Below are 14,403 nucleotides of genomic sequence, written 5' to 3'. Positions count from 1 at the left end.
CCGCCGGTTCCCCTCGGGGAGCCGGCGGGCGTCGTGCGGTGGTGCGGATCAGAGCACGGCGATGACGAACTTCTCGCCCTCGCCCAGATCGTAGGGCGGGCCGCCCCAGTCGATGGTCCGGCTGGCGATGAGCTGGCTGGTGCCGGCGCTGCCGGCGGTGACCGCCTTCTCGTTGATGTTCGCGTAGAGGTAGACCGAGCCGTCGGCGTTGTAGTGGAGGAGCGACAGCCCCTCCCACGCGCCGATCGAGGCACCCCGGGCGATCAGCGGCTTCGCCCCGGCGCTCTCCGCCGTCACGAACTTGCCGTTGATCTGGGCCTTCAGGCCGAAGGTGCCGAAGCCGTCACCGACGTTCACCAGCTCGTACTTCTCCCAGGCGCCGACGGTCGCGGAGCGGGCGATCAGCGGCTTCGCCCCGGCGCTCTCCGCCGTCACGAACTTGCCGCTGACCACCGACTTGATGCTCACCAGCGGCGCCGGGGCGTCGAAGTCGAACTTCTCGGCGGTGCCGATCGCGGTCTTGCTCGCGATCAGCGGCGAGGTGGTGCTGGGCGCGGTGACGTACCTGCCGTTGATCGCCGCCTTCAGGCTGATCGTGCCGTCGGTGTTGTCGATGATCTGGAACCTCTCCCAGGCGCCGATGGTGGCCGCGCGGGCGATCAGCGGCTTCACGCCGGCGCTCTCCGCCGTGACGAACTTGTTCGTGACCCGCGCCCGCAGGCCGAACAGCCCTCCGCCGGCGTCGACCACGTCGTACTTCTCCCAGGCCCCGATGGTGGTGCCGCGGGCGATCAGCGGCTTCGCCCCGGCGCTCTCCGCCGTGACGTACCGGCCGTTGCCCCGGGCCTTGAGCCCGTACGAGCCGCGCGCCGTCGCCGCCGCGCCAATGTGCAGCAGCCGGTCGGTGGAGCCCATGATGTCGTGCACCGCCCCGCCGATGCCGGTGGTCACGACCGAGTCCCGCACCTGCTGCGGCGACCAGCCCGGGTGCTCCTCCAGCAGCAGCGCGGCGGCGCCCGCCACGTGCGGGGACGCCATCGAGGTGCCGCTCATCGACTCGGTACCGGCGCTGGTGCCGGCCCTGGCCGAGACGATGCCGGTGCCGGGGGCGAACAGGTCCAGGCAGCGGCCGTAGTTGGAGAACCAGGCACGCATGTCCACCCGGTCGGTGGCGCCGACCGTGATGGCGGCGGGCACGCTCGCCGGCGAGGACTCGCAGGCGTTCGACATGCTGTTGCCGGCGGCGACCGCATACGTGATGCCGGAAGCGATCGAGCGGGCGACCGCGTCGTTCACGGCCTGGTCGACGCGGCCGACGCCGAGGCTCATGTTCGCGACGGACGGCCCGGTGGCGTTGGTGGTGACCCATTCGATGCCGGCGATCACCTGCTCGCTGTCGCCCTCGCCGTCGCAGTTGAGGACCCGGACGGCGACCATCTCGACGGCCTTCGCGACGCCGTACGTCGTACCGCCGATCGTGCCCGCCACGTGGGTGCCGTGCCCGTGGCAGTCCTGGGCGACGTTGTCCTGCTCGACGGCGTCGTAGCCGTTGCGGGCCCGCCCGCCGAAGTCCTGGTGGTCGATGTCGATGCCGGTGTCGATCACATAGGCGGTCACCCCGGCGCCGGTCGCCGGATAGGTGTACTTGCCGTCGGTCCGGGTCTTGAGCTGGTCGATGCGGTCCAAGCCCCACGGCGGGGTGGTCTGGGTGCCGGCGGTGCTCCAGCGCTGGACCTGCTGGACGTACTCGACGTCCGGGTCGGCGGCGAGCCGCGCGGCCTGCCGGGCGTCCATCGTGGCGGAGTAGCCGTTCAGCGCCTTGCCGAAGACCCGGCGGACGGTGCCGCCGTGCTCGCCGGCCAGCGCGGAGGCGGCGGACTTCACCTTGGCCGGGGTGGTCTTGCCCTTCTTGAGGACCACGATGTAGCGGCCGGACACCGCCTCGGCCGTGCCGGCGCCGCGGAGCGACGGTCGCTTCGGGTCGGCCAGGGCGGGGCCGGCGACTGTGGCGCAGAGGATGGAGGTGGCGCTGGTGAGGGCGAGCCCCACGAGCGCGGAGCGGCGCAGGCCGCCGTGACGTGTCATGAATTGACTCCCCGTATCCAGCGACCGTCCGGAGCGGACGGGCGGATGAGATCGGAACAGCCGCATTTGTCGATTCGGCGGCTGCCGATGACTCATCATGCGGGAGACATCGACCGGAACGGGTCAACCGTTCGGTCGACACGCCGCCGTATCGTCGTCAGATCACGGACGCCGGTCTCAGCTGGTGATGCCCTCGTCGCGTGCCCAGCGCAGCAGCTCCGCCTCGGCTTCGTCGCGGTCCAGCGGGCCGCGCTCCAGACGCAGCTCCTTCAGGTACTGCCAGGCGCGGCCGACCACCGGCCCCGGCGGTACGCCGAGCAGCTCCATGATCGCGTTGCCGTCCAGGTCGGGCCGGACCCGGGCCAGGTCCTCCTCGGCGGCGATCCGGGCGATCCGCTCCTCCAGCGCGTCGTAGTCGGCCGCGAGCTGGGCGGCCTTGCGCCGGTTGCGGGTGGTGCAGTCGGAGCGGGTCAGCTTGTGCAGCCGGGACAGCAGGTCACCGGCGTCGGTGACGTACCGGCGCACCGCCGAGTCGGTCCACTCGCCGCGGCCGTACCCGTAGAAGCGCAGGTGCAGCCCGACCAGCTTGACCACCTGGGAGGTGATCTCCTTGGAGTAGCGCAGCGCCTTCATGCGGTTCTTGGTGAGCCGGGCGCCGACCACCTCGTGGTGGTGGAAGCTGACCCGGCCGTCCGCGCCGACCGCCTTGGTGGCGGGCTTGCCGACGTCGTGCATCAGCGCGGCCATGCGCAGCACGAAGTCGCAGCCGTCGGACTCCATCGACATGGCGTTGCTGACCACTGTGAGCGTGTGCTCGTAGACGTCCTTGTGCTGGGCGTGCTCGTCGATGGTGAGCTTCAGCCCGGTCAGCTCGGGCAGGAAGCGCTCGGCCAGCCCGCTGTCGACCAGCAGGCGCAGCCCGGTGATCGGGTCGGCGCCGCAGAGCAGCTTGGTGAACTCGTCCCGGATCCGCTCGGCGGTGATCCGGTCCAGGTCGCCGGCCATCTCGGTCATGGCCGCGCGGACGTCCGGGTGGACGGCGAAGCGGAGCTGGGCGGCGAACCGGGCCGCGCGCAGCATCCGCAGCGGGTCGTCGCGGAACGACTCCTGCGGCGTTCCGGGGGTACGAATGACCTTTTCGGCCAGGTCGGCCAGCCCGCCGTACGGGTCGGTGAACCGGTGGTCGGGGAGGCTGACCGCCATCGCGTTGACTGTGAAGTCGCGGCGCTTGAGGTCTTCGGTCAGGCTGGTGCCGTACTGCACCACCGGGTTGCGGCTGACCTGGTCGTAGACCTCCGCGCGGAACGTGGTGATCTCCAGGTTGAGGCCGTCGCGCTGGCAGGCGATGGTGCCGAACTCGCGTCCGGTCTCCCAGATCGACTCGGCCCAGCCGCGGATGACCTTGATGGTCTCGTCCGGGTGGGCGTCGGTGCAGAAGTCGAGGTCGTTGCCGAGCCGGCCGAGCAGCGCGTCGCGGACGGATCCGCCCACCAGGTGCAGTTCGTGACCGGCCTGGGCGAAGCGCCGGCCCAGCTCGTCGGCGACCGGTGAGACTCGGAGCAGTTCGGCGACGGCGTTGCGCTGCGCGGCGGTCAGTTCGCGGCGGTCGGCGGCGTGGGAGGCGGAGGCTTCGGACATGGGATCGCCAGCCTATCGGGCCGGAGGTGGATCGACCGCGCCGGGCGCGGGTAACGGGCCCGGGTTGACTAAGGTTCCGGTTGGGCGGGGCCGGCCGGGCCCGGTCGCCACGTACCCCTTGGAGGCTGGCAGATGAGCGGCGGGCTCTACCGCAGCGCGAACGCGCACGGCGGCGGCCTGCCGCCGGACGACGGCGCCACCTTCATCTCGGCCGAGCCGCTGAACCAGCCCGCCGTCGAGGCCGTCGCGCCGCCGCAGGAGGTGGTCGCCGAGACCAGCGCCGCGGCGAACAGCGCGGTGATGGCCATCGGCAGCCTGGTGAGCCGCGGTACGGGGTTCGTCCGCAACCTGATGATCGGCGCCGCGCTCGGCACCATGGTCGGCGACGCGTTCACCACCGCCCAGTTCCTGCCCAACCAGGTGTACGAGTTCCTGCTCGGCGGCGTGCTGACGAGCGTCCTGGTTCCGGTGCTGGTCCGCCGCCGCAAGATCGACGCGGACCGGGGCGAGGCGTACGCGCAGCGCCTGCTCACCCTCGCGGTGCTGGCGCTGGCCGCGACCGCGCTGATCGCGGTGCTGCTGGCCCCGGTGCTGACCGCCGTGTACGCGGCCGGTGGCGACGACGCGGCGTACACCACGCTCGTCACCCGGCTGTCGTACCTGATGCTGCCGATGCTGTTCTTCACCGGCATCAGCGCGTTGATCGCCGCGGTGCTGAACACCCGGGGGCACTTCGCCGCCCCGATGTGGGCGCCGATCCTCAACAACCTCGTCTCGATCGGCACGTTCGGCCTGTACATCGTCGTCTTCGGCGCGACCGGCCTCCGGCCCGACGAGGTGGGCTGGGACCGGATCCTGCTGGTCGGCGGCGGCACGCTGCTGGGCGTGGCGGTGCAGGCGATCGGCCTGCTGCCCGCACTGCGCAAGGTCGGCTTCCGGTGGAAGGCGCGGTTCGACTTCCGCGAGCTGGGGCTGCGCGAGCTGGCCCGGCTCGGCGCCTGGATGTTCTGCTACGTCGCGGTCAACCAGCTCGGCCTCTTCGTGGTGGTCAACCTGCTCAACCGGGCCACCGGCGGGGACGGCGAGAACGCCGGCCTGCTGATCTACAACAACGTCTTCCTGCTGCTGATGATGGCGCACGGCATCATCGCCGTCTCGATCATCACCGCGCTGATGCCCCGGATGAGCGCGGCGGCCGCCGAGAACCGGTTCCACGACGTCACCGCCGACCTGTCCCGGGGCACCCGGATGGTCACCGCGGTGCTCGCACCCATCGCGGTCTGCTACGCGGTGCTGGCCGCCCCGATCTCGGTGGTGGTGTTCCGGTACGGCGCGTTCACCGGCGACAACGCGGTGGCCACCTCGACCGTCCTGCTGGTGGCGGCGATCGGCCTGGTGCCGTTCGCGGTGAGCCAGCTCTTCACCTTCGCGTTCTACGCGCTGCCGGACACCCGTACCCCGGCTCTGATCAACATTCCGGTGGTGGCGCTGCGCGTCCTGCTCCAGGTGGGCCTGTTCCTGCTCTTCTCGAACACGTTCGCGGCGGCCGGGATGATGCTCGGCAACGCGGTGTCGTACCTGGCGGCGGCGATCATCTCGGCGGTGCTGCTGCGGCCCCGGGTGGGCCGGATCGGGCTGGGCGGGATCATGCGGACGCTCGGCCGGGTGGTCGTGGCGGCGCTCGGCGCCGCGCTCGTCGGCGTGCTCGTGGTCGCGGTGCTCCCCGGCGACCCGGCGAGTCTGAGCTGGCTCGCCGCCGCGGTCCAGTTGGTGATCGGCGGCGCGGCGATCGGCGCGACCTACCTCGGGCTCGCCATGGTGCTGCGGATCGGCGAGATCACCGAGGTGGTCGGGATGGTCCGGCGGCGCCTCGGGCGTTGACCCGCTCGGTGACCGACGGTGAACGAGGATCACCAGGCTGGGGATACGGCTGTGGATAACTTGGAATTCCGCCGTCCAATGGGCCTCTCGGCCTGTGGACAACCAACCGTACGGACGAGGGAGCGCAGGCCGGGGCGGGGAAAACCTTCCCGCCGCCGCACCGGTACGCCCCTGTGCCGCTTCCTTGCCGTCAACCTCTAGATTGGCGGTGCGTGTCCGGCTTGCCCGCCGGGTGGGCGGGCGACCCGGCCGGGGCCCGTGGCGACTGGCCTTCCGGCCGGTCACAGCGGGAAGATGACATGTCGGAGAACCGGGCATCCCGGGTAAGGTCGCTCTCGACGGGTACGACCGGGATCGACGCGGGTGTCGACACCGCGGCCGTTCCACCGAAGGCAGAGCGGGAAGCCACATGCCCAGCAGCACGGGTCCATCGATCGACGCGATCACCGAGGGAGGACGGGTGACCCAGGTCGGCGAGGGTCAGGAAGCGGAGGAGACCTCTCCTGCGGTCGTGACCTTCGGTGCTCCCACGGTCGGTGAGCTGCTCGCGGAGCGGTACGAACTGGTCGAGCACATCAACAACGACAGCGCGGGCCGGCTGGTCTGGCGCGGTGTCGACGTGGTGCTCCGCCGTCCCGTCGCCGTGGTCCTCCGCTACCCGGGTGGCGACTCCGCCACCGAGATGCTTCAGGCCGCGGTCGCCGCGAGCCGCGTCATCCACCCCAATCTGGTCGGCGTCTACGACGCGATCGACGAGGACGACCGGGCCTACGTGGTCCGCGAGTGGGTCGACGGGCAGTCGCTGCGCGAGATTGTCGCCGCCGACGGGCCGCTGGACCCGGCTCGGGCCACCGCTATCGGCAACGCCGTCGCCAGTGCCCTCGCCGCCGTGCACGCCACCGGCATGGTGCACGGCAATCTCCACCCCGGCACCGTCATGATCAGCGACGACGGCCGGGTGGTGCTCGCCGACGCGCGTACCGACGGGGCGGACAGCCAGGAGAACGACCTGCGCGCGGTCGGCGGGGTGCTCTACTTCGCCCTGACCGGGCACTGGCCGCACGGCGAGGCCCCGCTGCACGGCGCCACCGCCGGGCACGGCCGCGCCGCCCTCCCGGACGCCGTCCGGGACGCCGGTGGCGCCATCGCCGCGCCCCGGCAGATGCGCGCCGGTGTGCCCGCCTACCTCGACGACCTCACCATGGACCTGCTCGACTCGGAGATCGCGCCGCCGTCGTCGGACGTGCTGGCCGCCGAGCTGAGCCGGCTCGACATCCCGGCCGACGAGCAGTTCCTGGAGCAGGCCGGCCCGCTGCGTTTCACGGCCGAGCCCGGCGAGGAGCCCTCCCCGCTGGCTGCGGCCGGCGGTCGCAAGGTCGCCATCGGCATCGCCGGTCTGCTGGCTGTGGCCCTGGTCGGGCTGCTCATCGGCATCAACGCGCTCGGTGGTGGCGACGACGGCGGCAAGGAGCCGGTCGCCCAGCCGTCGAACAGCGCGCCGGTCACCGGGGGCGGGGACGAGCCCGCCGCGCAGGTCCGCAAGCTCACCATCGACGACGTACGGATCATCGACCCGGACGGCGACCGCGCCGAGGTGCGCAACGCCGAGAAGGTGATCGACGGGAACGACGACGAGGGCTGGGAGACCAACAGCTACCGCAACAACGGCAAGTTCGGCGGGATCAAGAAGGGCATGGGCGTCTGGATCGACCTGGGCGCCCCGCACACGGTCAAGCAGCTGGAGGCCACGCTGTCGGCCACCGGCGCCACCGTCGAGCTGCGCACCGGCGCCCGCGGCGACTTCCCGTCCACCTCCGCCGGCGACAAGCAGCTGGTCAACGCCTACTCGACGCTGATCGGTCCGCCGAACGAGGACGGCGGCACCAAGATGATCTTCAACGCCTTCGAGCCCGACCAGAAGTACCAGTACCTGCTGTTCTGGATCACCAAGCTGCCGGCGAAGGACAGCGGCAGCGGCTGGAAGCTCGGCGTCCAGGAGATCGTGGTCCAGGGCTCGTGACCCGGCCGCCGTCCCCGCCGCGCCACCTCCGCCGGATGTGGTGATGGCGGAACGCGACGGCGCACAGCCCGGCCGCCCCGACCTGGAGCTGCTGCGGGCGCACGCGGCAGGTGACCGGGACGCCTTCACCGAGCTGTTCCAGCGGCACCGGGACCGCCTCTGGGCGGTCGCGCTGCGGACGATCGGCGACCGCGAGGAGGCCGCCGACGCCCTCCAGGACGCCATGCTGTCGGCGCACCGCGCCGCGGCCCGGTTCCGGGGCGACTCGGCGGTCACCACCTGGCTGCACCGCATCGTGGTGAACGCCTGCCTGGACCGGATCCGGCGGCGGCAGACCCACGCCACCGTCCCGCTGCCCGACGGCGTGCACACCGACGGCGAACCGGGCCGGCACACCGGCGGTCCGGAACCGGCAGCGCCGGCCCACGACCACGACACCGCGCTCGTGGTCCGGCAGGCGCTCGCGGTACTGCCCGCGGAACAGCGGGCCGCGCTGGTCCTGGTCGACGTGCAGGGCTACCCGGTGGCCGAGGTCGCCGCCATGCTCGGCGTCGCCGAGGGCACCGTGAAGAGCCGCTGCGCCCGCGGCCGGGCCCGCCTCGCCGTGCTGCTCGGCCACCTGCGTACCGGCACCGACGCACCGGCCGGCGACGTGCCGCAGCTCACCTCCGGGAACCGCAGGCGCCCCGAGGGCGTCGGATCCTCGTCGGGAGCGTCCCGTCAGGCCGTCAGCCAGGAGGAGCCGTGACTTCCCGGGAGTTCAGCGAGGTCGACCACGACCTGCTCGCCGACTACCTCGGCGGGGCGCTGGACGGCACCCCCGAGCAGGCGACAGTGGGCCGGCTGGTCGAGCAGGATCCGGCGTGGCGGGCCGCGTACGAGAATCTCGCCGACGCGGTCGACCTGGTCGGCGCCGACCTGGCCGGCTGGGCCGCGGCCCCCGCGCCGGAGATGCCGCAGGCGGTGGCCGACCGGATCACCGCGGCGCTCGCCGGGGCCGGCCCCGCGCTTCGCGACGGTACGCCGGTCGTCCCGGCGCAGCCCGGCGGCGCGAGCCGCCCACCGGGCACGGCACCCCGTACCGACCGGCACAGCGGCCCCGGCCGTCGTCCCCGGCGCTGGGCCCGCATCGCCGGGCCGGTGGCGCTGGCCGCCGCCTCGGTCGCCGCGGTGGGGCTCGGTGTGGGCCGGATGGCCGACTCGGGCGACGGCGGTACGGCCGACCAGGCGGCCCGGGAGGCGGCGCCGATGGCCGGCGCGCCGTACCGGACCGCCGGACCGGCAGTGCACAGCGGCACCGACTGGACGCCGGAGCGCCTCGCCGCGGGCGGGGCACTCGCCGGGACGAAGTCGAGCGCGGGGGACATGGCCGGGCCGTCCGGCGCGGCGAAGGACGGCGCGGAGACCCCCCTGTACACCGAGAAGTACCGCGTCGGCGCGCTCGGCGGGCTGGACCGGCTGACCCGGCCGGAGACGCTCGCCGCGTGCCTCACCGCGATCGGGGCCGAGCACGCCGGCGGGCCGCTCACCGTGAACATGGTCGACTACGCCCGGTTCCAGGGCGCACCGGCGCTCGTGGTGACGTTCGCGGACGCGGGCGGCGCCCGCTGGGGCTGGGTGAGCGGGCCGGAGTGCGGGGTACCCGGGTCCGGCGCGGACACGCGGTTCCGGACGCGGGTAGGGTGAAAACGCGGTCACGACGCTTGTCCCGCCACGTGACCTGACCCACCGGATGACCGGCTCGGGAATCCCCGCTTCGTACGATGACGTTCTGCAAGTCAGGCGCCGGCGCCCCTAGAGCCGTCGGCACTCGGGATCGACATCGGTGCGGCCGGTGACGAACACACACATCGGGAGACGGCAGTGGACGAGGTCCGCAACCTGATCATCATCGGCTCCGGTCCGGCCGGCTACACGGCGGCGGTCTACGCCGCCCGCGCCAACCTGAAGCCACTGGTGATCGAGGGCGTGCAGTCGGGTGGCGCGCTGATGACCACCACCGAGGTGGAGAACTTCCCCGGCTTCGCCGACGGCATCCTCGGCCCCGAGCTGATGGACAACATGCGCAAGCAGGCCGAGCGCTTCGGCGCCGAGTTCCTCACCGACGACGTGACGCGGGTCGACCTGAAGGACACCGGCGAGATCGGCTCCGACGCGGTGAGCACCGTGTGGGTGGGCGAGACCGCGTACCGCGCCCACGCCGTCATCCTCTCCACCGGTTCGGCCTGGCGTCCGCTGGGTGTGCCGGGCGAGCAGGAATACCTCGGCCACGGTGTGTCGTCCTGCGCCACCTGTGACGGCTTCTTCTTCCGCAACCAGCACATCGTGGTGGTCGGCGGCGGCGACTCGGCGATGGAGGAGGCCAACTTCCTCACCCGCTTCGCCGAGTCGGTGACCATCCTCCACCGCCGCGACTCGTTCCGCGCCAGCAAGATCATGGCTGACCGCGCGCTGAGCAACGAGAAGATCAAGGTCGAGTGGAACACAGTGGTCGAGGAGATCCTCGGCGACGACGGCAAGGTCAACGGCGTACGGGTGCGCAACGTGCACACCGGCGAGAGCAAGGTGCTCGACGTCACGGGCGTCTTCGTGGCGATCGGTCACGACCCGCGCAGCGAGCTGTTCCGCGGTCAGGTGGAACTGGACGACGAGGGATACGTGAAGGTGCAGGCCCCCAGCACCCGTACCAGCGTGCCCGGTGTGTTCGCGGCGGGCGACGTCGTCGACCACACCTACCGGCAGGCCATCACGGCGGCCGGCACCGGCTGCGCCGCCGCGCTGGACGCCGAGCGGTTCATCGCCACCATCCAGGGCTGAGAGTTCCACGAGCAAGGTTCGGAGGAGGAGAGTTCATAGTGGGAGCAACCAAGGCGGTCACCGACGCCAGCTTCGTCAGCGACGTGCTGCAGTCCGACAAGCCGGTTCTGGTCGACTTCTGGGCGGAGTGGTGCGGCCCCTGCCGCAAGGTCTCGCCGCTGCTGGAGGAGATCGCCGGCGAGATGAAGGACCAGGTCACCATCGTCAAGCTCAACATCGACGAGAACCCGGAGACGGCGCGCGCCTACCGGGTGATGTCGGTGCCGACGCTGACCATCTTCAAGAACGGCCAGCCGGTGCAGTCGATCGCCGGCGCCAAGCCGAAGGGCGAGCTGGTCAAGCTCATCGAGTCGGCGCTCTGAGCCGTACCGACACCGCCGCAACCCCCGTCACCACCCCCGGTGGCGGGGGTTGCGGCGCTCCCGACCTGCATGAACACGAACCCGGTGGGTATCGGCCACGGTACGCTCCGTAAGCATCCGTCGGAGTTCCGGTCCGCCAACGTCCGTGCAGAGGGGGTCGTCGTGCGTCCGATCCGACCCGGTGACCAGGGACCGGCGGTGGCCGAGATCCGTACCGTCCTCGCCGGCCTGGACCTTCTTCCCGCCGAGGCCGGAGGCGACGACTACGACGCCCAGACCGAACGTGCGGTACGGGCCTTCCAGCAGTCCCGCGGCCTCAGCGTCGACGGGCGGGTCGGCGCCGAGACCTGGCGGGCGCTCGACGCGGCCCGCTGGCGGTTCGGCGCCCGCGCCCTCTACCACGCCGTACCCGAGCCGCTGACCGGCGAGGACGTCCGCTCGCTCCAGGAACGCCTGCTGGAGATGGGGTACGACGTGGGTCGCGCCGACGCCATCTACGGCATCCGCACCTCCCGCGCGGTGGCGCAGTTCCAGCGGGAGATGGGCCTCAAACCGGACGGCTCGTGCGGGCCGCACACCGTCAACGCGCTGCGCCGTCTCGGCCGCAAGGTGGTCGGCGGGCGCCCGCAGTGGCTGCGCGAGTCCGACGCCATCCGGCAGGCCGGGCCGACGCTCGTCGGGCGGACCGTGGTGATCGACCCGGGCCACGGGGGCACCGACCCGGGCGTGGTGGTGCCCGACGGCACGCTGCGCTGGAGCGAGGCGGACCTCGTGCACGACCTCGCCAGCCGGCTGGAGGGGCGGCTCGCCGCCGCCGGCGTGCGGGTGCAGCTCACCCGGGGCCCGTCGCCCGGCGACTGCCTGCCGGACACGGACCGGGCCCAGCTCGCCAACTCTCTCGGCGCCGACGTGTTCATCTCCCTGCACACCGACGGGCACGCCAACCCGGAGGCCGACGGCGTGGCCACCTACCACTACGGCACCGACAACGGCGTCACGTCGGCGACCGGCGAACGCCTGGCCGGGCTCGTGCAGCGGGAGATCGTGGCCCGCACCGGGCTGCGCGACTGCCGCACCCACGCCAAGGCGTGGGAGCTGCTCCGGCTCACCCGGATGCCCGCGGTACGCGTCGAGGTCGGCTACCTCACCTCGCCGGACGACCGGGCGCGTCTCGTCGACCCGCGCTTCCGGGACCGGGTGGTCGAGGCCATCGTGGCCGGGGTGCAGCGGATGTACCTGCCGATCGAGCGGGACGTGCCGACCGGGTCGATCGACGTGAGCGAACTGCGGGCGATCGTCGCCGCCGGCACCGTGGTCGACTGAGCCGCGGCTCAGCTCGTCGAGCGGGTGGCGGGCGCCGGGCGGACCGGCCGCAGCAGCGTCTCCGGGCTCATCGAGCCGAGCAGCTTCTCCAGCGCGTACTCGACGTCCGACTTCCAGCTCAGCGCCGTCCGCAGCTCCAGCCGCAGCCGGGGGTAGCGCGGGTGCGGCCGGACCGTCTTGAAGCCCACCGAGAGGAAGAAGTCGGCAGGCGCCACGCACGCGCGGGCCGGGTCGTTCGCGTCGTCGCCGAACTTCGCGTCGCCGAACGCCTCGATCGCCTTGATGCCGCGCTTGGTCAGGTCGCGGGCCACGCCCTGCACGAGCATCCGGCCCAGGCCGCCGTCGGCGAAGGCGGGCACCACGTGCGCCGTCATCAGCAGCGCCGCATCCGCCGAGACCGGCGAGGTGGGAAACGCCATCGAGCGCGGGACGTACGCCGGCGGGGCGTACATGACGAAACCGGCCGGCATGCCGTCGACGTAGACGAGCTTGCCGCAGGAACCCCACTCCAGCAGCGTCTGGGAGACCCACGCCTCCTTCTCCAGGCCCGGGTCACCTGCTGCGCAGGCCCGCTCGGCGGAGACCGGATCCAGCTCCCAGTAGACGCACTGCCGGCAGGATCGAGGCAGGTCCTCCAGCGTGTCCAAGGTCAGGCTGACCAGACGTCGCGACATGAGCGCACCCCACCAATAGGCTCGGAGCGCCGGTGAGTCCCGCGCCCTCCTGCTCCCGACGAGCGATCGTACGCCCCTGTCCGGCGGTACGGGAGGGAACGCGCGAACCCCCGCCCGGACGGCCGACCGGCGGGTCCGGGATGTGGACGTGTCCACACGGCCGGTGCCGCGACCGTCACCGGGGACTACGATCGACCAACCGGCCCCCGCCGCCAATGGATGTCGGCATCGCGGGTACCACACCGGGCGGCAGCCCCGCCGACACCCGATCGAGGTGATGTCCATGACCGGCACGACGCTCGACGACTACACCGACCGGTACGCCCGGCGCGTCCGCGGGATGACCGCCTCGGAGATCCGGGCACTCTTCGCGGTGGCCAGCCGGCCGGAGGTCGTCTCGCTCGCCGGTGGGGCACCCTACATCGCGGCGCTGCCGCTGGACGCGGTCGGCGAGATGCTCGGCCGGCTCGGCTCCGAGCACGGCGCCACCACCCTCCAGTACGGCATCGGCCAGGGCACCCTCGAGCTGCGCGAGCGGATCTGCGAGGTGATGTCCCTGTCCGGGATCGACGCCTCCTGCGGCGCCTCCCCCGAGGACGTGGTGGTCACAGTCGGCGGCCAGCAGGCCCTCGACCTGGTGTCCCGCCTCTTCCTGGACCCGGGTGACGTGGTGCTCGCCGAGGGCCCGACGTACGTCGGCGCGCTCGGGGTGTTCCAGGCCGCCCAGGCCCAGGTCGCCCACGTGCCGATGGACGACGAGGGGCTCATCCCGGAGGCGCTGGAGGTGGCCATCGCCGACCTGGCGCGCGCCGGCCGGCGGGTGAAGTTCCTCTACACCATCCCCACCTACCAGAACCCCGCCGGCGTGACGCTGAGCGAGGAGCGGCGCGAACGGGTGCTCGACATCTGCGAGCGCGCCGGGCTGCTCGTGGTGGAGGACGACCCGTACGGTCAGCTCGGTTTCGAGGGCGAGGCGCCCAGGCCGCTGCGGGCCCGGCGGCGCGACGGGGTGTTCTACCTGAGCACGTTCTCCAAGACGTTCGCGCCGGGCCTGCGGGTGGGCTGGATCCTGGCCCCGCACGCGGTCCGCGACAAGCTGGTCATCGCGAGCGAGGCGCAGATCCTCTGCCCGAGCGCCTACGCGCAGTCGGCCGTCTCGACGTACCTCGGCACCATGCCCTGGCGGCAGCAGCTCAAGGTCTACCGCGAGGTCTACCGCGAGCGCCGGGACGCGCTGCTCGACGCGATGACCGACCTGATGCCCGAGGGCACCACCTGGACCACGCCGCGCGGCGGCCTGTTCGTCTGGGCGACGCTGCCCGACGGGCTCGACTCCAAGGCGATGATGCCGCGCGCCGTGGCCGCCCGCGTCGCGTACGTGCCGGGAACCGGCTTCTACGCCGACGGTACCGGCACCGGGAACATGCGGCTGAACTTCTCCTTCCCGACGCCGGAGCGCATCCGCGAGGGTGTCCGCCGGCTGGCCGGGGTGATGGAGCAGGAGATCGCCATGCGCAAGGTCTTCGGCGCGGTCGGCGGTGCCGGACCCCGCCGTCGGCAGGGCGGCTCGGACGCGCCCGGTCCCGACTTGGCATGATGCCCG

The 14,403-nt window shown here is 72.3% G+C and carries 11 protein-coding genes; 8 read left to right on the top strand and 3 right to left on the bottom strand.

Annotated elements, in window-relative coordinates; translation table 11 throughout:
- Nucleotides 1–48: 48 nt before the first annotated feature.
- Both F8279_RS11690 and F8279_RS11685 read right to left on the bottom strand, forming a co-directional pair.
- Nucleotides 49–2,085: a S8 family serine peptidase gene (locus tag F8279_RS11690; protein ID WP_091413498.1), complete on the bottom strand. Its 2,037-nt coding sequence runs from the start codon at nucleotides 2,083–2,085 to the stop codon at nucleotides 49–51.
- A 177-nt stretch (nucleotides 2,086–2,262) separates the two neighbouring features.
- Nucleotides 2,263–3,723, bottom strand: a complete 1,461-nt coding sequence (locus tag F8279_RS11685; protein ID WP_091413501.1) for a CCA tRNA nucleotidyltransferase — start codon at nucleotides 3,721–3,723, stop codon at nucleotides 2,263–2,265.
- Between the two features lie 132 nt (nucleotides 3,724–3,855).
- Between F8279_RS11685 and murJ the strand changes: the two genes are divergently transcribed.
- The 7 genes from murJ to F8279_RS11650 all read left to right on the top strand — a co-directional run bounded on the left by murJ (nucleotide 3,856) and on the right by F8279_RS11650 (nucleotide 12,126).
- The gene (gene murJ / locus F8279_RS11680) at nucleotides 3,856–5,604 is read left to right on the top strand and encodes a murein biosynthesis integral membrane protein MurJ (protein WP_151499926.1); all 1,749 of its coding nucleotides are present in this window, start codon (nucleotides 3,856–3,858) and stop codon (nucleotides 5,602–5,604) included.
- Nucleotides 5,605–6,013: 409 nt separating this feature from the next.
- Entirely contained in the window at nucleotides 6,014–7,624 is a 1,611-nt protein-coding gene (locus F8279_RS11675; RefSeq protein ID WP_192580677.1) for a protein kinase family protein, read from the top strand.
- A gap of 43 nt (nucleotides 7,625–7,667) precedes the next feature.
- Nucleotides 7,668–8,372, top strand: a complete 705-nt coding sequence (gene sigM / locus F8279_RS11670; protein WP_151499925.1) for an RNA polymerase sigma factor SigM — start codon at nucleotides 7,668–7,670, stop codon at nucleotides 8,370–8,372.
- The gene (locus F8279_RS11665; RefSeq protein ID WP_151499924.1) at nucleotides 8,369–9,310 is read left to right on the top strand and encodes a hypothetical protein; all 942 of its coding nucleotides are present in this window, start codon (nucleotides 8,369–8,371) and stop codon (nucleotides 9,308–9,310) included. The genes sigM and F8279_RS11665 overlap by 4 nt, the downstream gene beginning before the upstream one ends.
- Before the next feature lie 177 nt (nucleotides 9,311–9,487).
- Nucleotides 9,488–10,441, top strand: a complete 954-nt coding sequence (gene trxB / locus F8279_RS11660) for a thioredoxin-disulfide reductase (protein ID WP_151499923.1) — start codon at nucleotides 9,488–9,490, stop codon at nucleotides 10,439–10,441.
- A 38-nt stretch (nucleotides 10,442–10,479) separates the two neighbouring features.
- Entirely contained in the window at nucleotides 10,480–10,803 is a 324-nt protein-coding gene (gene trxA / locus F8279_RS11655) for a thioredoxin (protein ID WP_013289375.1), read from the top strand.
- Between the two features lie 162 nt (nucleotides 10,804–10,965).
- Nucleotides 10,966–12,126, top strand: a complete 1,161-nt coding sequence (locus F8279_RS11650) for an N-acetylmuramoyl-L-alanine amidase (protein ID WP_151499922.1) — start codon at nucleotides 10,966–10,968, stop codon at nucleotides 12,124–12,126.
- Between the two features lie 8 nt (nucleotides 12,127–12,134).
- Here F8279_RS11650 and F8279_RS11645 read toward each other — a convergent pair whose 3' ends face one another.
- Nucleotides 12,135–12,800, bottom strand: a complete 666-nt coding sequence (locus F8279_RS11645; RefSeq protein ID WP_091413513.1) for a GNAT family N-acetyltransferase — start codon at nucleotides 12,798–12,800, stop codon at nucleotides 12,135–12,137.
- A gap of 283 nt (nucleotides 12,801–13,083) precedes the next feature.
- Between F8279_RS11645 and F8279_RS11640 the strand changes: the two genes are divergently transcribed.
- On the top strand, nucleotides 13,084–14,397 hold the full coding sequence (locus F8279_RS11640; protein WP_151499921.1) for a PLP-dependent aminotransferase family protein: 1,314 nt from the start codon (nucleotides 13,084–13,086) through the stop codon (nucleotides 14,395–14,397).
- The last annotated feature ends 6 nt before the right edge of the window (nucleotides 14,398–14,403 follow it).

This window comes from Micromonospora sp. AMSO1212t (assembly GCF_008868145.1).
Lineage (GTDB): Bacteria > Actinomycetota > Actinomycetes > Mycobacteriales > Micromonosporaceae > Micromonospora > Micromonospora tulbaghiae.
Note: the sequence above shows the minus strand (reverse complement) of the source record. Positions and strands in the feature narration are given on the sequence as shown.